The sequence below is a fragment of the Mesorhizobium sp. M1217 genome (assembly GCF_040318275.1).
Classification (GTDB): Bacteria; Pseudomonadota; Alphaproteobacteria; order Rhizobiales; family Rhizobiaceae; genus Mesorhizobium.
This window is the reverse complement of the sequence record NZ_JAMYMA010000002.1, coordinates 453814-477289: the sequence shown is the minus strand read 5'-3', so window position 1 is coordinate 477289 and position 23476 is coordinate 453814. Positions and strand designations below refer to the sequence as shown.

22 protein-coding genes are annotated in these 23476 nt (G+C 63.5%); 17 read left to right on the top strand and 5 right to left on the bottom strand.

Annotated elements, in window-relative coordinates; genetic code table 11:
• The first annotated feature begins 54 nt into the window (after window positions 1-54).
• The gene (gene zapE, locus NKH37_RS05050; RefSeq protein ID WP_353004080.1) at window positions 55-1251 is read left to right on the top strand and encodes a cell division protein ZapE; all 1197 of its coding nucleotides are present in this window, start codon (window positions 55-57) and stop codon (window positions 1249-1251) included.
• A gap of 87 nt (window positions 1252-1338) precedes the next feature.
• Here the strand turns inward: zapE and NKH37_RS05045 are convergent, their stop codons facing one another.
• Window positions 1339-1767: a GNAT family N-acetyltransferase gene (locus NKH37_RS05045; RefSeq protein ID WP_352817272.1), complete on the bottom strand. Its 429-nt coding sequence runs from the start codon at window positions 1765-1767 to the stop codon at window positions 1339-1341.
• A gap of 232 nt (window positions 1768-1999) precedes the next feature.
• On the opposite strand from NKH37_RS05045, the gene mdh reads away from it, so the two are divergent.
• From mdh to lpdA, 9 genes are all read left to right on the top strand, one after another.
• Complete coding sequence (gene mdh, locus NKH37_RS05040) at window positions 2000-2968, top strand: malate dehydrogenase (protein ID WP_023723107.1); 969 nt, start codon at window positions 2000-2002, stop codon at window positions 2966-2968.
• 41 nt (window positions 2969-3009) lie between these two features.
• Window positions 3010-4203: an ADP-forming succinate--CoA ligase subunit beta gene (gene sucC / locus NKH37_RS05035; protein ID WP_352481052.1), complete on the top strand. Its 1194-nt coding sequence runs from the start codon at window positions 3010-3012 to the stop codon at window positions 4201-4203.
• 4 nt (window positions 4204-4207) lie between these two features.
• Window positions 4208-4579 (top strand): cupin domain-containing protein, encoded by a 372-nt coding sequence (locus tag NKH37_RS05030; RefSeq protein ID WP_023723110.1) that lies wholly within the window; start codon window positions 4208-4210, stop codon window positions 4577-4579.
• A gap of 49 nt (window positions 4580-4628) precedes the next feature.
• The gene (sucD, locus tag NKH37_RS05025) at window positions 4629-5531 is read left to right on the top strand and encodes a succinate--CoA ligase subunit alpha (RefSeq protein WP_352719356.1); all 903 of its coding nucleotides are present in this window, start codon (window positions 4629-4631) and stop codon (window positions 5529-5531) included.
• 124 nt (window positions 5532-5655) lie between these two features.
• A complete protein-coding gene (locus tag NKH37_RS05020; RefSeq protein ID WP_353004077.1) occupies window positions 5656-8643 on the top strand; it encodes a 2-oxoglutarate dehydrogenase E1 component in 2988 nt (995 codons plus the stop codon).
• A 48-nt stretch (window positions 8644-8691) separates the two neighbouring features.
• Window positions 8692-9990: a 2-oxoglutarate dehydrogenase complex dihydrolipoyllysine-residue succinyltransferase gene (gene odhB / locus NKH37_RS05015; RefSeq protein ID WP_353004074.1), complete on the top strand. Its 1299-nt coding sequence runs from the start codon at window positions 8692-8694 to the stop codon at window positions 9988-9990.
• Between the two features lie 23 nt (window positions 9991-10013).
• Window positions 10014-10541: a hypothetical protein gene (locus NKH37_RS05010; protein WP_352481048.1), complete on the top strand. Its 528-nt coding sequence runs from the start codon at window positions 10014-10016 to the stop codon at window positions 10539-10541.
• Window positions 10538-11287: an SDR family oxidoreductase gene (locus NKH37_RS05005; RefSeq protein WP_023722722.1), complete on the top strand. Its 750-nt coding sequence runs from the start codon at window positions 10538-10540 to the stop codon at window positions 11285-11287. Before NKH37_RS05010 ends, NKH37_RS05005 begins: the two co-directional genes overlap by 4 nt.
• 17 nt (window positions 11288-11304) lie before the next feature.
• Window positions 11305-12711 carry a dihydrolipoyl dehydrogenase gene (gene lpdA, locus NKH37_RS05000; RefSeq protein ID WP_352910344.1) on the top strand — a complete coding sequence of 469 codons (1407 nt, stop codon included), beginning with the start codon at window positions 11305-11307 and terminating at the stop codon, window positions 12709-12711.
• 935 nt (window positions 12712-13646) lie between these two features.
• Here lpdA and NKH37_RS04995 read toward each other — a convergent pair.
• Window positions 13647-14714 carry a TraB/GumN family protein gene (locus NKH37_RS04995; RefSeq protein WP_023722719.1) on the bottom strand — a complete coding sequence of 356 codons (1068 nt, stop codon included), beginning with the start codon at window positions 14712-14714 and terminating at the stop codon, window positions 13647-13649.
• A gap of 84 nt (window positions 14715-14798) precedes the next feature.
• The gene (locus tag NKH37_RS04990; protein WP_036245843.1) at window positions 14799-15737 is read right to left on the bottom strand and encodes a tyrosine recombinase XerC; all 939 of its coding nucleotides are present in this window, start codon (window positions 15735-15737) and stop codon (window positions 14799-14801) included.
• A 115-nt stretch (window positions 15738-15852) separates the two neighbouring features.
• On the opposite strand from NKH37_RS04990, the gene rimM reads away from it, so the two are divergent.
• Window positions 15853-16452: a ribosome maturation factor RimM gene (gene rimM / locus NKH37_RS04985; RefSeq protein ID WP_023722717.1), complete on the top strand. Its 600-nt coding sequence runs from the start codon at window positions 15853-15855 to the stop codon at window positions 16450-16452.
• Complete coding sequence (gene trmD, locus NKH37_RS04980; RefSeq protein ID WP_031195242.1) at window positions 16449-17147, top strand: tRNA (guanosine(37)-N1)-methyltransferase TrmD; 699 nt, start codon at window positions 16449-16451, stop codon at window positions 17145-17147. Before rimM ends, trmD begins: the two co-directional genes overlap by 4 nt.
• Here the strand turns inward: trmD and NKH37_RS04975 are convergent.
• Window positions 17129-17881, bottom strand: a complete 753-nt coding sequence (locus NKH37_RS04975) for a sulfite exporter TauE/SafE family protein (protein WP_352481045.1) — start codon at window positions 17879-17881, stop codon at window positions 17129-17131. The genes trmD and NKH37_RS04975 overlap by 19 nt on opposite strands.
• Before the next feature lie 367 nt (window positions 17882-18248).
• On the opposite strand from NKH37_RS04975, the gene rplS reads away from it, so the two are divergent.
• From rplS to leuC, 5 genes are all read left to right on the top strand, one after another.
• Window positions 18249-18788, top strand: a complete 540-nt coding sequence (gene rplS, locus NKH37_RS04970) for a 50S ribosomal protein L19 (RefSeq protein ID WP_352494058.1) — start codon at window positions 18249-18251, stop codon at window positions 18786-18788.
• Between the two features lie 258 nt (window positions 18789-19046).
• Window positions 19047-19844 (top strand): transporter substrate-binding domain-containing protein, encoded by a 798-nt coding sequence (locus NKH37_RS04965; RefSeq protein ID WP_031195240.1) that lies wholly within the window; start codon window positions 19047-19049, stop codon window positions 19842-19844.
• A gap of 76 nt (window positions 19845-19920) precedes the next feature.
• Window positions 19921-20736 carry an amino acid ABC transporter permease gene (locus tag NKH37_RS04960; protein ID WP_023722712.1) on the top strand — a complete coding sequence of 272 codons (816 nt, stop codon included), beginning with the start codon at window positions 19921-19923 and terminating at the stop codon, window positions 20734-20736.
• A 51-nt stretch (window positions 20737-20787) separates the two neighbouring features.
• Window positions 20788-21423 carry a class I SAM-dependent DNA methyltransferase gene (locus NKH37_RS04955; protein ID WP_353004072.1) on the top strand — a complete coding sequence of 212 codons (636 nt, stop codon included), beginning with the start codon at window positions 20788-20790 and terminating at the stop codon, window positions 21421-21423.
• Between the two features lie 263 nt (window positions 21424-21686).
• Window positions 21687-23096, top strand: coding sequence for a 3-isopropylmalate dehydratase large subunit (gene leuC / locus NKH37_RS04950; RefSeq protein WP_352468076.1), 1410 nt, complete (start codon window positions 21687-21689; stop codon window positions 23094-23096).
• Window positions 23097-23154: 58 nt separating this feature from the next.
• Here the strand turns inward: leuC and NKH37_RS04945 are convergent, their stop codons facing one another.
• The gene (locus NKH37_RS04945; protein ID WP_353004070.1) at window positions 23155-23466 is read right to left on the bottom strand and encodes a hypothetical protein; all 312 of its coding nucleotides are present in this window, start codon (window positions 23464-23466) and stop codon (window positions 23155-23157) included.
• Window positions 23467-23476 lie beyond the last annotated feature (10 nt).

The following is a 23476-nucleotide window of genomic DNA, read 5'->3' as shown; positions in this document are numbered from 1 at the left end:
CGGACGGAAAACCGTTATACACTTTCCTGGAATTGCTGCAGAACGACGTGACCGATGCATCTGCGTGACGGCCTCCAGACCCATGCGACCGTCAAGCAGCGCTACGACCATCTGGTCGAGACGGGCGCCATCGGGCGCGACCCGGCGCAGGAGCGGATCGCCGCTGCGCTCGACCGGCTGATCGACGAAATATCGGCAAAGCGGCTGGCGCATAAATCAAGCGCACTTGGGTGGCTGTTCGCCCGCAAGCGCGAAGTGCACGAGGCAGTCAAGGGCCTCTACATCCATGGCGGCGTCGGCCGCGGCAAAACCATGCTGATGGATATGTTCTTCGAGCTGCTGCCGGTGCGGCGCAAGCGCCGCGTGCATTTCAACGATTTCATGGCCGACGTGCAGGATCGCATCCAGAAGCACCGGCAGGCTCGCAAGAACGGCACGGCCAAGGAGGACGATCCGATCCCACCGGTGGCGCGCGCGCTGGCCGAGGAAGCCTGGGTGCTGTGCTTCGACGAGTTTTCGGTCACCGACATCGCCGATGCGATGATCCTGTCCAGGTTGTTTTCGGCGTTGTTTGCCAATGGCGTGGTGCTGGTCGCCACTTCCAATGTCGCGCCGCAGGAGCTCTACCGTGACGGCCTGAACCGTCAGTTGTTCTTGCCGTTTGTTGCTATCTTGGAGCGCCACGCGCAGGTGCTGGCGCTGGACGCCGACAAGGATTACCGCCTCGACAAGCTCAGCCGCATGCCGGTCTACGTCACCCCGGCCGATGCCGCCGCCGACCATGCGCTCGACGACGCCTGGGCGGTGATGACGCATGGCAGGCCGACGGCCGAGACGATGCTGATGGTGAAGGGCCGGCATGTCGTAGTGCCGCGTGCTGCCGGCGAGGCGGCGCGGTTTTCCTTCGCTGATCTCTGCGAGAGGCCGCTCGGCGCCCGTGACTATCTTGCCATCGCCGGCCGTTTCTCGACCATCTTCATCGACCATGTGCCGGTGCTCGGCGAAGGCAAGCGCAACGAAGCCAAGCGCTTCATCCTGCTGGCCGATACGCTCTACGATCATCATGTGCGGCTGGTGATGAGCGCCGCAGCACCGCCGCCGCAGCTCTATACGGCCAAGCGCGGCAACGAGGTCTTCGAGTTCGAGCGCACCGCATCGCGGCTGATCGAGATGCAGAGCCACGACTGGCTGGAGGATTGGGCGGAAAGGCAGAAGGCGCGGGGATCATCGACAGAGGCGCGGCAGGCTTAGGGCTAGGAGCCCGATGCCCAGCAGGCTGATCTGCAGCGCTCCTTCACACCTGTCCAGCCATCGTTAAAAGGGTCCGTCCCGCCGCGTCTATAATCGATAAACATACATCACAAAATCCTCCGCCGGCCCATGCGGCACCTTTCGCGACTCGTAAAGTGCGCGAGCAGCAACATTGTCCGGCTCGGTGCCGACCCAGGCCTCCTCACAACCATGCTCGCGACCGAGTGCGAACATGGCGTCGAGCATCCTCGTCGCAATGCCCTGGCGTTGAAAGGCCGGCGCCACGCCGACCTCGTCTATGTAGAGTTCGCTCACCTTGTCCGGGTGCCGGTGGACGATCGCGGCGCATTGGCCGATAACGACGCCGTCGGCGAGGGCCACGATCATGAAATGGCCGGGCGCCGCGAGATAGGCAGAGAGTCGATCCGGCCTGACCGGCTCATCGAAAACCTCGTCGGCAACCCGCATCACAAGGGCGTCATCGCCCGGAAATAGCCTTCTGATTTCAAATGCCATTGTGTAGAATTCCTCTAGCCGGCTTCAGAACTTTTACGTTTACGTAAGTCCCATTGTTTCTAACCGATTGAAATTACTCACTCCAAAATAATCGTTTGAATTTTTGCACGGCCGGGGCTATTGCGTGCGGCGAATTTCGCGGTTCCGCAGCATTCCGGCCTCTTCCTCCGACGCCGTCATCAAATCGTCAAGGATTTGGGCGCCGTCATAGTCAAAGGGAAAACATCCTGACATGGCACGCAACAAGATAGCGCTCATCGGCTCGGGCATGATCGGCGGCACCCTCGCCCACATGGTCGGCCTCAAGGATCTCGGCGACGTCGTGCTGTTCGATATCGCCGAAGGCATCCCGCAAGGCAAGGGGCTGGACATCGCGCAGTCGTCGCCGGTCGATGGGTTCGACTCCAGGCTGACCGGCGTCAACGACTATGCCGGCATCGAGGGCGCCGACGTCTGCATCGTCACCGCCGGCGTGCCGCGCAAGCCCGGCATGAGCCGCGACGATCTTCTGGGCATCAATCTGAAGGTGATGGAGCAGGTCGGCGCCGGCCTCAAGAAATACGCGCCGAAGGCCTTCGTCATCTGCATCACCAATCCGCTCGACGCCATGGTCTGGGCGCTGCAGAAGTTTTCCGGCCTGCCGAAGAGCCATGTCGTCGGCATGGCCGGCGTGCTCGACAGTTCGCGCTTCCGTTATTTCCTGGCCGAGGAATTCAAGGTCTCGGTCGAGGATGTCACCGCCTTCGTGCTCGGTGGCCACGGCGATTCCATGGTGCCGATGATCCGCTATTCCACCGTTGCCGGCATCCCGCTGCCCGACCTCATCAAGATGGGCTGGACCTCGAAGGAGCGGCTCGACCAGATCGTGCAGCGCACCCGCGACGGCGGCGCCGAGATCGTCGGCCTGCTCAAGACCGGTTCGGCCTTCTACGCGCCCGCCGCCTCGGCCATCGCCATGGCCGAAGCCTATCTCAAGGACAAGAAGCGGGTGCTGCCCTGTGCTGCCTTTCTTTCCGGCCAATATGGCGTCAAGAACACCTATGTCGGCGTTCCCGTGGTGATCGGCGCCGGCGGCGTCGAGCGTATCATCGAGATCGAACTGGCGAAAAGCGAACAGAAGATGTTCGACAGTTCGGTCGCCGCGGTGCAGGGTCTGTGCGACGCCTGCGTCAAGATCGCTCCGCATCTCGCGGCCAAATAAGCCGGCAACCAAGCCCGCCAAACAAGCTGGAGACATAGCGCATGAACATCCATGAGTATCAGGGCAAGGCGCTGCTGAAAGGTTTTGGCGCACCGGTGGCCGAGGGCGTGCCGGTGTTCAAGGCGAGCGAGGCGGAAGCCGCCGCCAAGGCGCTGCCCGGCCCGCTCTATGTGGTCAAGAGCCAGATCCATGCCGGCGGCCGCGGCAAGGGCAAGTTCACGGAGCTCGGCGCCGATGCGAAGGGCGGCGTCAGGCTGGCGAAGTCGGTGGCCGAGGTCGTCGCCAACGCCAAGGAGATGCTCGGCCATACGCTGGTCACCAAGCAGACCGGCCCGGCCGGCAAGCAGGTCAACCGGCTCTACATCGAGGACGGCGCTGACATCGAGCGCGAGCTCTATCTGTCGATCCTGGTCGACCGCTCGGTCGGGCGCGTCGCCTTCGTCGTCTCGACCGAGGGCGGCATGGACATCGAGGCGGTCGCCCACGACACGCCGGAAAAGATCATCACCGTCGCCATCGACCCGGAAAAGGGCGTGACGGCCGACGATGTGAACACGCTCAACGCCGCACTGAGGCTCGACGGCGACGCCGCCAAAGATGGTGGCACGCTGTTTCCGATCCTCTACAAGGCATTTGTCGAGAAGGACATGAGCCTGCTCGAGATCAACCCGCTGATCGTCATGAAGAGCGGCCGGCTGCGCGTGCTCGACGCAAAAGTGTCGTTCGACAACAATGCGCTGTTCCGCCACCCGGACGTGCTCGAATTGCGCGACACCACCGAAGAGGACGAGAAGGAGATCGAGGCGTCGAAATACGACCTGGCCTATGTCGCGCTCGACGGTAATATCGGCTGCATGGTCAACGGCGCCGGCCTTGCCATGGCGACGATGGATATCATCAAGCTCTACGGCGCCGAGCCGGCCAACTTCCTCGATGTCGGCGGCGGCGCGTCTAAGGAAAAAGTGACGGCGGCGTTCAAGATCATCACCAAGGATCCGGCGGTCAAAGGCATTCTGATCAACATCTTCGGCGGCATCATGAAGTGCGACATCATCGCCGAGGGCGTCATCGCCGCAGTCAAGGAGGTCGGCCTGCAAGTGCCGCTGGTTGTGCGGCTGGAAGGGACCAATGCCGAGCTCGGCAAAAAGATCATCAACGACAGCGGGCTGAACGTGGTGTCGGCCGATGACCTCGATGACGCAGCCAAGAAGATTGTCGCGGCGGTGAAGGGCTGAGTCTGTGCCTCCGCACAAGATAAACCTCGTCGAGGCGGCGGATACGAAGATCAAGAAGGTCTTCGATCCGCATATTGCCGGCGACGTCAACGATTCCCAGGTCAAGATCGCCAAGTTCGGCGACGTCTTCGATTGGCACGCGCACGACAATGAAGACGAGGCCTTCCTGGTGCTGCGCGGCCGCATCGCCATCGATTTCCGCGACGGCACGGTGGAGCTTTCCAGCGGCGAGTTCATCGTCGTGCCGCGCGCCGTCGAGCACCGGCCGCGCTCGCTGAGCGAAGAACCTGTGGTGCTGATGTTCGAGCCGGCGACGACGCTCAACACCGGCAACGCCAAGAGCGACCTGACCGTCGCCGAGCTGAAGCGGTTGTGACGATGAGCGCGCGGCCTTCCCCGATCAACGGTTTTTGAAAAGGACCACCATGTCCATCCTCGTCGACAAGAACACCAAGGTGCTGGTGCAAGGCCTGACCGGCAAGACCGGCACGTTCCACACCGAACAGGCGCTGGCTTATCACGGCACGAAAATGGTCGGCGGCATCCATCCCAAGAAGGGCGGCGAGACCTGGACCGGCGCCAAGGGCGAGGCACTGCCGATCTTCGCCACCGTAGCCGAAGGCAAGGCGAAGACCGGCGCCAACGCTTCGGTCGTCTACGTGCCGCCGGCGGGTGCTGCCGAAGCGATCCTGGAAGCGATCGAGGCCGAGATCCCGCTGATCGTCTGCATCACCGAGGGCATACCGGTGATGGACATGATCAAGGTCAAGGCGAGGCTCGACCGCTCGAAATCGCGGCTGATCGGGCCGAACTGCCCCGGCGTGCTGACCCCCGACCAATGCAAGATCGGCATCATGCCCGGCAACATCTTCCGCAAGGGCTCGGTCGGCGTTGTTTCGCGCTCGGGAACGCTTACCTATGAGGCGGTGTTCCAGACCACCAATGTCGGTCTCGGCCAGACCACCGCCGTCGGCATTGGCGGCGACCCGGTCAAAGGCACGGAGTTCATCGACGTGCTGGAGATGTTCCTCGCCGACGACGAGACCAAGTCGATCATCATGATCGGTGAGATCGGCGGCTCGGCCGAGGAAGACGCCGCGCAGTTCCTCAAGGATGAGGCAAAGCGTGGCCGCAGCAAGCCGATGGCCGGCTTCATCGCCGGGCGCACGGCGCCGGCGGGCCGCACCATGGGCCATGCGGGCGCGGTCATCTCGGGCGGCAAGGGCGGCGCGGAAGACAAGATCGCGGCGATGGAATCGGCCGGCATCAAGGTATCGCCGTCGCCAGCACGGCTCGGTACGACGCTGGTCGAGGCGATCAAAGGATAAGTGAGTAGCGAGTAGTGAATAGCGAATAGGAAAAACAGAGTAACGGCGCGAACCAGGGAAATCCCTACCCGCTACTCTCTGTTCGCTCTGAAAAGGAGACGGAGCAGGCGCTCCGCGGAAAAAAATGGCAAGACAAGATCAGGCCAACGACCAGTTTTCGCTTACCTCTTTCCTCTATGGCGGCAATGCCGATTATATCGACGCGCTCTATGCCGCTTATGAGGACGATCCCGCGTCGGTCGATCCCGAATGGCAGGACTTCTTCGCGGCGCTGAAGGACGACGCCGGCGACGTGCGCAAGAATGCCAAGGGCGCCTCATGGGCCAAGCCCTCCTGGCCGATGCAGGTCAATGGCGAGCTTGTCTCGGCGCTGGACGGCAATTGGGGCCTGGTCGAAAAGCACATCGAAAAGAAGGTCAAGGACCGAGCAGCCGGCAACGGCGCAGCGCTTTCCGACGCCGACGTGCATCAGGCAACGCGCGATTCCGTCCGCGCCATCATGATGATCCGCGCCTTCCGCATGCGCGGCCACCTGCATGCCAATCTCGATCCGCTCGGCATTGCCAAGCCGCTCGAGGATTATAACGAGCTGTCGCCGGAGAATTACGGCTTCACCGAAGCCGATTACGACCGGCCGATCTTCCTCGACAATGTGCTCGGGCTGGAATTCGGCACCATCCGGCAGATGCTCGACATCCTGACCCGGACCTATTGCTCGACGCTCGGCGTCGAATTCATGCATATTTCCGATCCCGAGGAGAAGGCCTGGATCCAGGCGCGTATCGAGGGCGCCGACAAGGAGATCTCCTTCACCGCCACCGGCAAGAAGGCGATCCTGCAAAAGTTGGTCGAGGCCGAAGGCTTCGAGCAGTTCATCGACGTCAAGTACAAGGGAACCAAGCGCTTCGGCCTCGACGGCGGCGAGTCGCTGATCCCGGCGCTGGAGCAGATCGTCAAGCGCGGCGGCCAGCTCGGCATGAAGGAGATCGTGCTCGGCATGGCGCATCGCGGCCGGCTGAACGTGTTGTCGCAGGTGATGGCCAAGCCGCACCGCGCCATTTTCCACGAGTTCAAAGGTGGATCGGCCGCGCCCGACGAGGTCGAAGGCTCGGGCGACGTGAAGTATCATCTCGGCGCCTCGTCGGACCGCGAATTCGACGGCAACAAGGTGCATCTGTCGCTGACCGCCAATCCCTCGCATCTGGAAATCGTCGATCCGGTGGTGATGGGCAAGGCGCGCGCCAAGCAGGACTATCTGTTCGGCCGCAGCCGCGAGGAGATCGTGCCGCTGGAAGAGCGCGCCAAGGTGCTGCCGTTGCTGTTGCATGGCGACGCCGCCTTTGCCGGCCAGGGCGTGATTGCCGAAATCCTTGGCCTGTCCGGCCTGCGCGGCCACCGCGTCGCCGGCACGCTGCATTTCATCATCAACAACCAGATCGGCTTCACCACCAACCCGCGCTTTTCGCGTTCGTCGCCCTATCCGTCCGACGTGGCCAAGATGATCGAGGCGCCGATCTTCCACGTCAATGGCGACGATCCGGAAGCCGTGGTCCATGCCACCAAGGTGGCGATCGAATTCCGCATGAAGTTCCACAAGCCTGTCGTGGTGGACATGTTCTGCTACCGCCGCTTCGGCCACAATGAGGGCGATGAGCCGGCCTTCACCCAGCCGATTATGTACCGCAAGATCCGCAACCAGAAGACGACCATGCAGATCTATGCCGACCGGCTGATCGCCGAAGGCCATATCAGCCAGGCCGAGCTCGAAAAGATGAAGGCCGACTGGCGGGCGCATCTCGAGCAGGAATTCGAGGTCGGCCAGCACTATAAGCCGAACAAGGCGGACTGGCTGGACGGCGCCTGGTCCGGCCTGCGCTCGGCCGACAACCAGGACGAACAGCGGCGCGGCAAGACCGCGGTACCGGTCAAGACGCTGAAGGAGATCGGCAAGAAGCTGACCGAGGTGCCGAAGGATTTCGAGGCACACAAGACGATCATCCGCTTCCTCGACAACCGCCGCCAGGCGATCGAATCGGGCGAAGGCATCGACTGGTCGACGGCCGAGGCGCTGGCCTTCGGCGCCATCCTGCTCGACGGCAATCCGATCCGGCTGTCCGGACAGGATTCGGAGCGCGGCACCTTCTCGCAGCGCCATTCCGTGCTCTACGACCAGCGCGACGAGACCCGCTACATCCCGCTCAACAATCTGTCGGCGGCGCAGGCCGGGTTCGAGGTCATCAACTCGATGCTGTCGGAAGAGGCCGTGCTCGGCTTTGAATATGGCTACTCGCTGGCTGAGCCGAAGGCGCTGACGCTGTGGGAAGCGCAGTTCGGCGACTTCGCCAATGGCGCCCAGGTGGTGTTCGACCAGTTCATCTCGTCGGGCGAGCGCAAGTGGCTCAGAATGTCGGGCCTCGTCTGCCTGCTGCCGCACGGCTATGAAGGCCAGGGGCCGGAGCATTCGTCGGCCCGGCTCGAGCGCTTCCTGCAGCTTTGCGCCGAAGACAACATGCAGGTCGCCAACGTCACGACGCCGGCCAACTACTTCCACATCTTGCGCCGGCAATTGAAGCGGGACTTCCGCAAGCCGCTGATCCTGATGACGCCGAAGTCGCTGCTGCGCCACAAGCGGGCGGTGTCGACGCTGCCGGAAATGTCGGGCGAAAGCGCCTTTCACCGGCTGTTGTGGGACGACGCCCAGCTGCTGTCGGGCCAGGCCATCAAGCTCACCAAGGATTCGAAGATCCGCCGTGTCGTGCTCTGTTCGGGCAAGGTCTACTACGACCTCTACGAAGAGCGCGAGAAGCGCGGCATCAACGACATCTACCTGCTGCGCGTCGAGCAGCTCTATCCGTTCCCGGCCAAGGCGCTGATCACCGAACTGTCGCGCTTCCGCAATGCCGAGATGGTGTGGTGCCAGGAGGAGCCCAAGAACATGGGCGCCTGGTCGTTCATCGATCCGTATCTCGAATGGGTGCTGGCGCATATCGACGCCAAGCACCAGCGGGTGCGCTATACCGGCCGGCCGGCCGCCGCCTCGCCGGCGACCGGATTGATGTCGAAGCATCTCGCCCAGCTTGCCGCCTTGCTCGACGACGCGCTTGGTGAATAGAACAGAACTGGGCGGATAAAATAGAACCGAAAGAAACGGACAGGCACAATGGCAACCGAAATCCGCGTCCCGACACTTGGTGAATCCGTCACCGAGGCGACCATCGGCAAATGGTTCAAGAAGGTCGGCGACGCGATCGCCGCCGATGAGCCGCTGGTCGAACTCGAAACCGACAAGGTGACGGTGGAAGTGCCGGCCGCCGCCGCGGGCACGCTCAGCGAGATCGCCGTCAAGGAAGGCGAGACGGTTGGCGTCGGGGCGCTGCTCGGCACGATTTCGGCAGGCGCCGGCGCAGCCAATGCTGCCGCCGCTCCGGCAGCGAAGCCGGACGCGGTGTCGCAGGCCTCGGCTCCGACCGCGGCCTCGAGCGTCCAGCAGGCCGCGGCCGAGACGGCCAAGATCGCCGGCGACGCCGGCGCGATTGAGACACGCACAATGCCGCCGGCGCCGTCGGCGGCAAAGCTGCTGGCCGAGCACAATCTTGCGGTCGACCAGGTCTCGGGCTCGGGCAAGCGCGGCCAGGTGCTGAAAGGCGACGTGCTCGACCTGATCGCCAGGGGCGCGCCGTCGCAGCCGGCCGAAATGCCAAAGGCAGCACCTGTGTCGGCACCTGTCGCCGCGCGCGCGCCGTCCTCGGCCGACGATGCGTCGCGCGAGGAGCGCGTGCGCATGACCAAGCTGCGCCAGACCATCGCGCGCCGCCTCAAGGAAGCGCAATCGACCGCCGCGATGCTGACCACCTTCAACGAGGTCGACATGAGCGCGGTGATGGCGCTGAGGAGCAAATACAAGGACGTGTTCGAGAAGAAGCACGGCGTGAAGCTCGGCTTCATGGGTTTCTTCACCAAGGCCGTCACCCATGCGCTGAAGGAGATCCCGTCCGTCAACGCCGAGATCGACGGCACCGACATCATCTTCAAGAACTACGCCCATATCGGCGTCGCCGTTGGTACCGAAAAAGGCCTTGTCGTGCCGGTCGTGCGCAATGCCGACCAGATGTCCATCGCCGAAATCGAGAAGGACATCGGCAGGCTCGGGCTTGCGGCGCGCGACGGCAAGCTATCGGTTGCGGATATGCAAGGCGGCACGTTTACGATTTCCAACGGTGGCGTTTACGGGTCGCTGATGTCGACGCCGATCCTCAATGCGCCGCAGTCGGGCATTTTGGGCATGCACAAGATCCAGGAGCGGCCGGTGGTGGTCGGCGGCCAGATCGTCATCCGGCCGATGATGTATCTGGCGCTGTCCTACGATCACCGCATCGTCGACGGCAAGGAAGCGGTGACGTTCCTGGTGCGGGTCAAGGAAAGCCTGGAGGATCCCGAGCGGCTGGTGCTCGACCTCTAGGGGCGGCCCGAGTGAGCCGGAGAATGGATCTGCGCCACCGGATTGGTTCCTCTCGTTTCCGGTCCGGTTTGTTTGTCACGATCTCCGCACTCGGCGTGCAGACGGTCTCCGCTGCGCTTGCCGCCTGCCCGCTCGAACTGGCCGTCTACGGCGACACTGAAAACGCAGCCGAGATCGATTTCAGGCCAACCGGCGAATCGGCCGCCGTCACCAACAGTTTCAAGATGGTGCTCGACAAGGGCGTCGTTCTCGACGGAATCGTCATGTGGACGGAGGGCGTGGCGCGGCCGCATGGCTCACTGATGTACAAATGCCCGGCCGGCGACGTCACCGGCGACGAGCTCGCCGCCTGCACTGTGTGGGAGGGGGTCATCTATACGGCCGACGACCAGGGCAATATCGCGTTGCTGCCGGGCGAAGGAAAGGATGCGCCGAAGAAGCTGATCCTGCCCGATCTGGGGGCGTCGTTGCAGATGTCGGCGGCCTATGGCGCCAACGGCTTTTCCAAGGTGCCCTGGGACGTCTTTGCCCTGAAAGGATGTCAGGAATGAGCGGAAAAATCCTGCTGGTGACCGGCGGCAGCCGCGGCATTGGCGCCGCTACATGCAGGCTTGCCGCCGAGGCCGGCTACCGCGTTGCGGTCAATTACGCGTCGAATGCAAAAGCGGCCGAAACGGTGGTCGCCGACATCGAGGCCGGCGGCGGAGAAGCCTTTGCCCTCAAGGCCGATGTCGGCAGCGAGACGGATGTGCTGGCCATGTTCGAGGCGGTCGAAGACCGCTTCGGCGGGCTTGATGCGCTGGTCAACAATGCCGGTGTCGTCGACAGCCTGTCACGGGTCGACGAGATGTCGTTCGCGCGGCTCGAGCGCATGATGCGGATCAATGTGATTGGGCCGATGCTTTGCGCACGCGAAGCGGTGAAGCGCATGTCGACCAGAAATGGCGGCAAGGGCGGCGCCATCGTCAATTTGTCTTCGATCGCGGCAAGGCTTGGCGGGGCAGGTCAATATATCGACTACGCAGCCTCCAAGAACGCGATCAACGCCTTCACTGTCGGCCTGGCGCGGGAAGTGGCCGAGGAAGGCGTCCGTGTCAACGCGGTCAGCCCGGGCATCATCGACACGGAAATTCATGCCTCCGGCGGGCAGCCGGATCGCGCCGAGAAAATGGGCCGGGTGGTGCCGATGCAGCGCGCAGGCACTGCCGAGGAAGTCGCGGCCGCAATTCTCTGGCTGCTGTCGGACGAGGCCTCCTATACGACAGGCGCCAATCTGGAAGTCGGCGGCGGCCGCTAAAGCAAAGGGACAGTATCATGGCCTATGACGTCGTTATCATCGGATCGGGACCGGGCGGCTATGTCTGCGCCATCAAGGCGGCACAGCTCGGCCTGAAGACGGCGGTGGTCGAAAAGAACCCGACCTTCGGCGGTACCTGCCTCAACATCGGCTGCATCCCGTCAAAGGCGCTGCTGCATGCGTCCGAGATGTTTGCCGAGGCCGGCCATTCCTTCGACGCGCTCGGCGTCGAGATCGGCGCGCCCAAGCTCAATCTCGGCAAGATGATGGCACACAAGGATGCGACGGTGACGGCCAACGTCAATGGCGTCGCCTTCCTGTTCAAGAAGAACAAGATCGACAGTTTTCGTGGCACCGGCAAGGTAGTTGCGGCCGGCAAGGTGTCGGTGACCTCCGATGACGGCAAGGTCGAGGAGATCGAGACCAAGAACATCGTCATCGCCACCGGCTCCGACGTCGCCGGCATTCCCGGCGTCAAGGTCGATTTCGACGAGAAGGTGATCATCTCGTCGACCGGCGCGCTGTCGCTGGACAAGGTGCCGGGCCATCTGGTGGTGGTCGGCGGCGGTGTCATCGGGCTGGAGCTCGGCTCGGTATGGGCGCGGCTCGGCGCCAAGGTCACCGTGGTCGAGTTCCTCGACACCATCCTGGGCGGCATGGATGGCGAGGTCTCCAAGCAGTTCCAGCGCCTGCTGTCGAAGCAGGGCTTTGAGTTCAGGCTGGGCGCCAAGGTGACCGGCGTCGCCAAGGCCAAGAAGGGAGCGACGGTCACCTTCGAGCCAGTCAAAGGCGGGGCGGCCGAGACGATCGAGGCCGACGCCGTGCTGATCGCGACGGGACGACGGGCCTATTCGGACGCTCTCGGGCTTAAGGAGGCAGGCGTCGACGTCGACGAGCGCGGCTGGGTCAAGACCGACGGCCATCTCAGGACCAACGTCCCCGGTATCTACGCCATCGGCGATGTCATCGCCGGCCCGATGCTCGCCCACAAGGCCGAGGACGAGGGCGTGGCGGTGGCCGAAACCATTGCCGGCCAGGCCGGGCATGTGAACTATGACGTGATTCCGAGCGTCGTCTACACCACGCCGGAAATCGCTTCGGTCGGCAAGACCGAAGAAGAATTGAAGAAGGCCGGCGTCGACTACAAGGCGGGAAAATTCCCGTTCAGCGCCAATGGCCGGGCGCGCGCCATGCTGCACACCGACGGCTTTGTGAAAATCCTGGCCGACAAGGCCAGCGACCGCGTGCTCGGCGTCCACATCGTCGGCTTCGGCGCCGGCGAGATGATCCACGAGGCGGCGGTGCTGATGGAATTTGGCGGCTCGTCGGAAGACCTAGCCCGCACCTGTCACGCCCATCCGACAATGTCGGAGGCGGTCAAGGAGGCGGCATTGGCGACGTTCTTCAAGCCCATCCATATCTGAGCAACGCGGTGAATCGCAAAGCTTAGAGATTGGCTGAAACATCCGCGATTCGTCATCCCAGGGCGGAGCAGGAGCGGAGCGATGTCGCGGAGACCCTGGGATCCATGCCGTTACCTAAGCGGCAGTGTTCCGGCGAACCAGAATCGAGTGCCTCTTCGCATCGGCTGGTAACCGGTGATTCTGCACCACTGCATTCTTCGGCGGATGTCACGGCATGGATCCCAGGGTCTGCGCTCCGCTTCGCGTTCGCTCCGCCCTGGGATGACGAAGCCATCGACGGCTGTTCCCAAAAACAAAACGGCCCGCCTTTCAGCGGGCCGTTCATATATTAAGTCGGCAGTCTGATTACTGAGGGGCCGGTGCTGGTGCCGGGGCCGGGGCCGGGGCTGGCGCGGGTGCAGGTTCTGACGGAGCGGGAGCCGGAGCGGGTGTTGCCGGAGCTGGCGCAGGAGCCGGTTCGGCTGGCTTCATCGGCTCGGCAGGTGCTGGAGCCGGAGCCGGTGTGCTGGCTGCGGGCGGTTCGGCAGGCGCAGGTGCTTCGCTACGTCTTCCAAAAACATAATAGGCGACAATTGCCAGGATAACGACGACCAGGGCAATCAGCCAGCCGCTGCCGCCGCCGCGTGGCCGTGCGGTACCCGGTGAGGTGAATGGGTCGTTCGGATTGGGTGTGTTCGCCATAAAAGTGTCCTCCGTGGATGAAAAACATCAAGTAATAGCCATCAACGTACAATCGTTGAATCGGTTTCACATTAGGCGTTGAAAACGCCGAAAACAGGGCAATTCTGATCCGGAATCGCTTGCAGGCATGCATTTCCACCGCAAAATGGGTTCGATCGAGCCAAACCGAACCTTTTTCAGTTTCTTGGCACGAAGCGCGGGTGGTCCGCCGTCGCGCCACGGCAATGATTCGGTGTGCAACTCCGCCGTGTTGTTCAGTTGACGGCGGTCACCGTGTAGCCGGTCTTGCGGAAACCCTCGACCAAGCCTTGCGCTCCGGGAAGGTGCATGGCGCCTACCGCCATGAAGACATTGCCGTGGGCGAGGATCGGCGCTGCCCGATCGACCATCACCTTGTTGCGGCTGGTGATCATGGTCTGCTCGAATTCGGCGTAACCCGATTGGTCGTCGACCTGTTCGGGAATGACGGTCCGAAACAGCGGTACGTACATGCCAGTGTCGCCACGCCGGTAAAGCACGATCATGGTTTCGTTGACGTCGTTCACCTTGTCGCCAAGCTTCAGCGTATCGACCAGCCCCTTCAGGTGAAAGGCGATCGGCAGCGAAGCCATGGCGCGCAACTGGTCGGCGATTGTCTCCAGCCCCTCGACTGATTTGCCCGAAGCCTCGGCGTCCTTGGCAAGCTTGACGTCGAGCACCGGTGCGCCGCCAGCTTGGCGGGCGACTTCGCATGCAGGCAGCGCCACCATCGCCGACAGCAACCAGGGCTTCATCTTGGCGACGGTCGCTGGCGGGATGCCACGCGCATCGAGCGCCTTGTTGACCACCGCCGCATCCTGCGGCGACAGCAGCGACGAAAGCGTCGTCTTGTCGGTGAACATCATCAGATCCGGCTCTTTCAGCAGTGCGGCCATCATCTTCTGCTTGTCGAGCACTTCGGTGGTCTCGATGATGACGGTGCCAGCCGCATCGAATGCCTTCTGCGCGGCGGGCGGCAGCGTGGTGACGCGCGGGTCGGTAACGTGCATGGTGCCGAACAGGAAAGACGGTTTTTCGCCTGATTTTTCGAGCTTCCACAGCAGGCCCTTGCCGTTCGGCGTCACTGCCGCGTCCGCCTCGATCTTGCGGTAGGTGGCCGGGTCGTCCTTTTGCAGCGCGCCCAGCATATCGGTACCGGCGCAGACCGGGATCTCGGCGCGTGCCTTGCCTGCGGCGAGCAGCGCGATGATGAGGAAGGAGAGGAAAAACAGGGCGTTGAGCGCGACAAGCAGCTTCAGCGACACATGGGTCGCGCGGTCGGCGATGGCGATGAGGCGTTTCATGCTGCGGTTCTAGGCGCAAAAAGCGGCAAAACGGTTAATCGGCGCATCAAAATTGTTGCGAGATGGCCACCAATCAAGCATCCATCACGCACGCGGATGAGCTGCTTCGTAAATCTCGAGCAGCCTGGCGGTGTCGACACCGGTGTATATCTGGGTTGTCGACAGGCTGGCGTGGCCGAGCAACTCCTGGATGGTGCGCAGGTCGCCGCCGCGCCCAAGCAGATGCGTTGCAAAGGAATGGCGCAGCGCATGCGGCGTCGCCGTGTCGGGCAGGTTGAGCGCCGAGCGCAGCTTGGCCATGTCGCGCTGAACGATTGCCGGGTTCAGCGGGCCGCCGCGGGCACCGCGAAACAGCACGCCCTTGGGATCGAGATGATAGGGACACAAGCGGCGGTATTCGGCAATCGCCCGCAGCGCCACCGGCAGCACCGGCACCAACCGCGTCTTGCCGCCCTTGCCGGTGACGCGCAGCACGGTCTCACCAGGCGAGGACAGATCGGCGCCCGACAGGCCGAGCGCCTCGGAAATGCGCAAGCCGGACCCATAGAGCAGGGTCAGCACGGCGGCGTTGCGCGCGGCGATCCACGGCTCCTCCGCCAGTTGGCCTTCCACCGAGACGACGTGTTTTGCATCGCTTGCGGTCAGCGGCTTGGGCAGCGATTTCGGCTGCCGCGGCGCGCGCAAGGCTGCCGCACCTGCCGCATTGGCGAGGCCGCGCCGTTCCAGGAAACGCAGCAGCGAGCGGATGCCGGCTAGGCCGCGCCCGAGCGTGCGGGCGCCGGCGCCCTCGGTACGGCGGGCAGCGAGAAAGCCGCGCAGATCGGCGGGGCGCAGATCGGCGATGTCGGAAATGCCGGGCGAGCCGCCGCAATGGCCGGTCAGGAAATGCAGGAACTGGCGCGTGTCGCGCTCATAGGCCTCGACGGTTTCGGGCGACAGCCGTCGTTCGCGCGCCAGCATCTTCAGCCAGGCCTCGCGCGCCGCCTGTAGATCGGGTTTTGCCGGTATGAGGAATTCCTGCATTGCGCTCTTCCAGTTCTCCGCCATCTTCCGGCACGCGGGTTAGGAAGCGGTGAAGAGCGGCATCATTGAAATGACGACGGGCTGGGGTTAGAGCAAGGCAAAGGATTTTCCGCAGATGAGCAAGCCGCAAAACCCCGTCCAGATGGCCGTGATCGGTGCCGCGCATGGCATCAAGGGCGAATTGCGCGTCAAGAGCTTTACCGGCGACCCGCTGGCGCTGGCCGATTACGGTCCGCTCTACGCCAGGGATGGCCGCGCCTTCCAGATCGTCGATATCAGGCCTGCCAACACGGTGGTGGTGGTGCGTTTCAAAGGCGTCAGCGATCGCAATGCCGCGGAGGCGCTTGCCGGCACCGAATTGTTCGTCGACCGTTCGGTGTTGCCGGATGAGGGCGAAGAGGATGAATTCTACCATGCCGACCTCGTCGGGCTGGAGGTCAAGGATGACACTGGTGCGGTCATCGGAAAGGTCGTCGCCGTGCATAATTTCGGCGGCGGCGACATTCTCGACGTGACGCTGGCGGGGCGCAAAGGCGTGCTCATCCCGTTCACGCAGGCCGCCGTTCCGGAAGTGTCGATCGCCGGCGGCTTTGTCCGCATCGATCCGGCCGCCGCAGGGTTGGTCGAGGACGAGGACGGCGAGCCTGCCGGCCGCGACAGCTTCGACCCCAAAGGCAGGCCGCGCGGGCCGCGGGACGCCGGAGGCAACCGGTGAGTTTTTCCGCTTCGGTGCTGACGCTCTATCCCGAGATGTTTCCCGGCGCGCTCGGCCTGTCGCTGGCCGGACGCGCGCTGGAGACCGGCATTTGGTCGCTCAAGGCGATCCAGATCCGCGACTTTGCCAGCGATCGTCACCGTACTGTCGATGACACACCGGCCGGCGGTGGCGCCGGGATGGTGATGCGGGCGGACGTGCTGGCCAGCGCCATCGACCATGCCTCGCCGCCGGGCGATCTGCGTCCAAAACTGCTAATGAGCCCGCGCGGCAAGCCGCTGACGCAGCGCCGTGTGCGCGAGCTCGCCGGCGGGCCGGGTGCGGTGATTGTCTGCGGCCGCTTCGAAGGCGTCGACCAGCGGGTCATCGAATCGCGAGGCCTCGAGGAAGTCTCGATCGGCGACTTCATCCTGTCCGGCGGCGAGCCGGCGGCACTTGTGCTGTTAGACGCCGTGGTGCGGCTGCTGCCCGGTGTCATGGGCAATGCGGTGTCGGGCGACGAAGAGAGCTTTGAGAACGGCCTGCTCGAACATCCGCACTACACGCGGCCGCAGGAGTTCGAGGGCCGGCCGATCCCCGAAGTGCTGATTTCGGGCAATCACAAGAAGATCGCCGCCTGGCGGCGGGCCGAGGCGGAAAAGCTGACGAAAGAGCGAAGGCCGGATCTTTTGGCCGCTCAGCCCTTGTCGAAATAGTAAAACGCCAGGAACAGGCCGACCGCGATGACGAAGCCGCGCACCGCGTTCTGTGGCACGCGCCTGGCGATCCAGACGCCGGCATAGCCGCCCAGCGCGCCGCCTGGGATCATGATGATCGCCTGCAGCCAGGCGATGACGCCGCCGGAGACAAAGACCAGGATGGCGACCGCAGCTATGACAACGGCCAGCATGTTCTTCAGTGCGTTCAGCCGGTGATAGTCGCCGGACTGGGTGAGGCCGAGCGTCGCCAGCATCATGACGCCCATGCCGGCGCCGAAGAAGCCGCCATAGACGGCGGTGGCGAACTGCGCCAGCGATCCGACCAGCGAACCCACCGCGGCCTCATGCTCCGGCTTGGGCGCCGGCTTCAGCCATGGCCCGGCAGCGAACAACGCCGTCGCCGCCAGCAGCAGCCACGGCACCAAGGCGCGGAACGCCGGGTTGTCGAGCCCTAGAAGGATGAGCGCGCCAGACAGCGCACCGAAAGCCGAAATGAGGCTGAGCAGCAGTGCGCCGCGCCAGAAATGCTTGATGTCGTGCCAATAGGCGAGCGTCGAGGTGATGTAGCCAGGAAATTGCGTCACCGACGATGTCGCATTGGCGACGATCGGCGGCAGGCCGGCCAGGGTCATGGCGCCAAAGGTTATGAACGTGCCGCCGCCGGCAACTGCGTTGACCGCGCCTGATAGAAAGCCGGCGAGAAAGAGCAGAACCGCGTCCAAGATTGGCATGAGGGGTGTCGTCGCTGGAGGAAAATGCTTATCTTCCGGCTTAGAAAGCTTGACGCGCGGGCGCAACCCCCTGGACCACAAGCGATCATGGGATTGCCACAGCGGGCGCCAGTCAAAAGAAGCAGCGCCAAAAAAGAAACAGCGAAGGCGTGACAAAGCGCCGAAATAGCTGTATGTGCGCGCCGAACCGGAAGAAAATCTGCCAAGAGCGATCTTCTGGCCCGTCAACAATGACGGTGTAGTCGCCCCTGCCCGATGTTCTCGAACAGACGTTCTCGAACGAAGGGCATAGCCGAGCGGTCGATGCGACTGCAAGGCGAGTGTCGGACGCTCTGACTGTCGGAAGAACAAGAAGTGGATTTATGAGATGGATATCCTCCGTCAGCTCGAGGCCGAGCAGGCCGCCAAGATCGAAGCCAAGCGCAAGCTTCCCGAATTCCAGCCCGGCGACACCGTGCGCGTCCAGGTCCGCGTGACCGAAGGCACCCGCACCCGTGTCCAGGCCTATGAGGGCGTCGTCATCGCCCGCGCCGGCGCCGGTTTCCAGGAGAGCTTCACCGTTCGCAAGATCTCCTACGGCGAAGGCGTGGAGCGTGTGTTCCCGGTCTATTCGCCGATGGTCGAGGGCGTCGAGATCGTGCGCCGCGGCAAGGTGCGTCGCGCCAAGCTGTATTACCTGCGCGATCGTCGCGGCAAATCGGCCCGTATTTCGGAAAACACCGGCGTGCGCGCCCGCAAGCTGAACGACGAAGAGCGCGATGCGCTGAACGCCGAGAAGGCGCGCATCGAGGCCGAGAAGGTGGCCGCCGCCCAGGCGCTGGCCGCCGAGAAGACAGCGCAGGACGCCGCCGAGAAGAAGGCCGCCGACGAGGCAGCCAAGGCCGCGGAAACAGCTGCCGCCGAATAAGGCGTCTTCAAAACCCATGTTTTCGGAAAGGCGGCTTCGGCCGCCTTTTTGTTTCGCGAGGTGGATTCGATTTTGCCAGTCCCGCAATCGATACGGATCGTTCCGTAATGCCGCCGTTGAAAGCATCGGAAATCCATTTTCGTGCCGAGCGGCGCATCGGAGCGGCTTGCAAGGCGCCTGCGGAAAGCTAAAGTCGGCGCCGGATTTTCCTGCATGCCTCGGCCGATCGAGGCGGTTCAGTTCCTGGGGAGCATAGTCATGATCAATTCGAAACTGCTGCTGGCCGGCCTGCTGGCTTGCCTTCTTGTGCCTGTCGCGGCTATGGCGCAGGTGTTGCCCGACCTCGGCGGCAAGAAAGTGGTGGTGGTGACGGAAAACGCCTATCCGCCGCTGCAGTTCATCGATGCCAAGACCGGCAAGCAGATCGGCTGGGAATATGACGCGATGAACGAGATCGCCAAGCGGCTGAATTTCAAGGTCGAGTACCAGAATACTTCCTGGGACGCGATGATCCAGGCGGTTTCCGACAACCAGTACAACATTGGCATGACCGGCATCACCATCAAGGACGACCGCAAGCAGAAGGTCGATTTCTCCGACCCGTATATGCGCTCGGAACAGTTCATGCTGGTGCGCGGCGACGAGAAGCGCTTCAGCGATGCCAAGACGTTCGCTGCCTTCAAGGACGGGCTGATCGGCGCGCAGGCCGGTACCACGCCGTTCTACACCGCGGTCTACAGCGTCCTCGACGGCAATGAACAGAATCCGCGCATCAAGCTGTTCGAGACATTCGGCGCGACGGTGCAGGCGCTGAAGTCCGGCGACGTCGACGTCGTGCTCACCGACGGCACTGCCGGCAAGGGCTATGTCGATGCGTCCAATGGCGGCCTTAAGCTGATCGGCGGCCCACTCGGCACCGAGGATTTCGGCTTCATTTTCCCCAAGGGCTCCGACCTGGTGAAGCCGGTCAACGCGGCAATCGCCGCGCTCAAGGCCGACGGCACGCTCGACGCGCTCAACAAGAAGTGGTTCCTCGACTACAAGATGGGGCAGTAGGACTTTTGTCGCGGGTGCCGGGTGATGCGCGGGAACTCGTGCTGACTCTGGGCGACTCTGTCACCGGTATTGCTTGATGCCGCCGGCGCCCCCAGCCTCCGCCAAATCCGACTTCCCGTGGTGGCTTGCCGTGGCCGTGACGATCGCCTTGGCCGCCGCCATCTTCATCGCCGCCAGCGACCTCTATGCCCAGGTGTTCGCGACCGTCGCCAAGGGCATCGGCGTCACCATCTTCGTCACCGTGGTCGCCTTCACGCTGGCTTGCGCCATCGGGCTTGGCGTGGCGCTGATGGGGCTGTCGGGCTCACGCTGGCTCAGCCAGATCGCCCGCTTCTACGTCGAGATCATCCGCGGCGTGCCGATCCTGGTGCTGTTGTTCTGGATCGCCTTTGCTGGCGCGCCGGCCTTCGTCGCGGCATGGAACGCGCTGACGGCGCCGCTGCAAAGCGCCGGCCTGTTCGGTGAGCTGCTGGTACGCGACGTGTCGCTGCTATGGCGCGCCATCATGGCGCTGACCATCGGCTATTCCGCTTTCATCTCGGAGGTCTTCCGCGCCGGCATCCAGGCGGTCGAGAAGGGTCAGATCGAGGCGGCGAAGGCGCTCGGGCTGACGCGCACGCAGCGCTTCCGGCTGATCGTCTTTCCGCAGGCGATCCGCACCATCCTGCCGCCGCTCGGCAATGATTTCGTCGCCATGGTCAAGGATTCCTCGCTGGTCTCGGTGCTCGGCGTCGCCGACATCACCCAGATGGGCAAGATCTACGCCGCCGGTTCGTTCCGCTTCTTCGAAACCTATTCGATCGTCGCCTATATCTATCTCATCCTGACCGTCGGTCTGTCGCTGGCGTTGCGGGCGCTGGAGAAGCGGCTGCGGCACCAGCATGGGGAATAGAAGGCAGGCGAAAACGGCGCTACCATCGAACGAATGCGACCGGGGAGAACCATGATCATCGACAAAGCCAATGCGGCGCTAGAAGCAGTCTACACGGCCGACACGCCTGAGGCGCTCGCCAAGGCCTATGCGCAATGGGCTGCGACCTATGACGGCGAAACCGCGGCGCTCGGCTATCTCCTGCCGTTCCTGATCGCCGCCTGGGTGACGCGCCACGTGCCGTCAGGCGAAGGGCCGCTGCTGGACGCCGGCTGCGGCACCGGCCTGTCGGGGCCGTCGCTCAAGGCACTCGGCTACCACGACATTGCCGGGCTCGACCTGTCGCAGGACATGCTGAAAATCGCCGGCAGCCGGCAGGCCTACAGCGAGCTGAAACAGGCGATGCTCGGCGGGCCATTGCCTTGGCCGGACGGGTATTTCCGCGCCTTTTTCTCGACCGGCGTGTTCACCATCAGCCACGCGCCGGCGTCGGGCCTGCATGAACTGGTACGCATCACCAGGACGGGCGGCCACGCCATCTTCACCGTCCGTGACCAGGTATTTGAAAGCGGCGGGTTTCAAGCCGTGTTTGACGAACTGGAGCAGGCGAAAAAATGGCGGCCGGTCGAGGAGAGCCCATGGTTCCGCTGCTATGCGATCGCCGAGCCCGACGCGCTGGTGAAGACCTTTGTGTTCGAGGTGCTGTGAACGCGGAGGACCCCAGGTCCTGCGAAGGCAGCCACGATTGCTGAAAAGCCAAAACATTGATAAGAGCAGCGCCATGGAAGAGCTTTTTGGCGATCCGGCCTATAAGGGTCTCGTGCTGCAGGACAGAAAACGCCTGCCGTCGCGATTTTCGGCGCGCGTCTGCGGGGCGCTGACCAGCCGACTTAGCTAAGGCAGACTCGCCAGGCTGTCTCGCCGGGCCGACCGGCGTCCTTTCCTTTTTTTAAATCGACGGATTTACGCACATGAGCGCACCGCGCACCCTCTACGACAAGATTTTCGACGACCATGTCGTCGACCGCCAGGACGACGGCACCTGCCTGCTCTATATCGATCGCCACCTCGTCCACGAAGTCACCAGCCCACAGGCTTTCGAAGGCCTGCGCATGACCGGCCGCAAGGTTCGGCATCCGGAAAAGACGCTGGCCGTGGTCGACCACAATGTGTCGACCTCACCGGAGCGCAAGTTCGGCATCAAGAACGAGGAAAGCCGCATCCAGGTCGAGGCACTGGCCAAGAACGCCAAGGATTTCGGCGTCGAATATTATTCCGAGAAGGATATCCGCCAGGGCATCGTCCACATCATCGGTCCCGAGCAGGGCTTTACGCTGCCCGGCATGACCATCGTCTGCGGCGACAGCCACACCTCGACGCATGGCGCGTTCGGCGCGCTGGCGCATGGCATCGGCACCTCGGAAGTCGAGCATGTGCTGGCGACGCAGACGCTGATCCAGCGCAAGGCCAAGAACATGCTGGTGCGAGTCGACGGCGCGCTGCCGGAAGGCGTCACCGCCAAGGACATCATCCTCGCCATCATCGGCGAGATCGGCACGGCCGGCGGCACCGGCTATGTCATCGAATATGCCGGCGAGGCGATCCGTGCGCTGTCGATGGAAGGCCGCATGACGATCTGCAACATGTCGATCGAAGCCGGCGCCCGCGCCGGCCTGATCGCGCCCGACGAGACTACCTTCGCCTATGTCAAGGACAAGCCGCGCGCCCCCAAGGGCGAAGCCTGGGATGCCGCGCTCGCCTATTGGAAGACGCTGCAGTCCGACGAAGGCGCGCATTTCGACAAGGTGGTCGTGCTCGACGCGGCAAAGCTGCCGCCGATCGTCTCCTGGGGCTCCTCGCCCGAGGACGTCGTTTCGGTCCAGGGCATCGTGCCGAACCCGGACGACATCACTGATGAGAACAAGCGCACCTCCAAGCAACGCGCGCTCGACTATATGGGCCTGACGCCGGGCACCAAGATCACCGATATCGAACTTGACCGCGTCTTCATCGGCTCCTGCACCAATGGCCGCATCGAGGATCTGCGCGCCGCCGCCAAGGTGATCGAGGGCAAGAAGGTCAATCCGCGGGTCAGCGCGATGATCGTGCCCGGTTCCGGCCTGGTCAAGGAACAGGCCGAGGCCGAAGGCCTCGACAAGATCTTTGTCGCGGCCGGTTTCGACTGGCGCGAGCCGGGCTGCTCGATGTGCCTTGCCATGAACGACGACCGACTGAAGCCGCATGAGCGCTGCGCCTCGACCTCGAACCGCAATTTCGAGGGCCGCCAAGGCTTCAAGGGGCGCACCCATCTGGTGTCGCCGGCAATGGCGGCGGCGGCGGCGATCGCCGGCCATTTCGTCGACATCCGCGAGTGGAAATAGCGCAGGGCGCGCAGTCGGATATGAGTTGCCCGAGCCGCAGTGAGGTTCGGGCATTTCTTCAGCCGGGGCGCCTGACGAATTCGTGGAATCCCTCACGGCGGCCGGGTTGGTCCTTTGCGACGACCAGCGCCAGTTGGCGCTCGTCGAAGAGCTTGAACCATTCGACCCATTCGACCAGTTCATAGCCGCGGGCATTGATCGGGCGTTCGGCCTCGTCCTGATCCTGGTAGGCGTGCTGGCCGAAGACCAGCCTCAGCATGGCCTGGGTTCCGGCTTCAGGCGACACGTCGACGATCGCCGGAAAGCCGGCGCGCGCCGCGGCCCATGAGCGAATTGCATCGTGATCGGTCAGCATGATCGTGTCGGCCATCAGAGCGTCT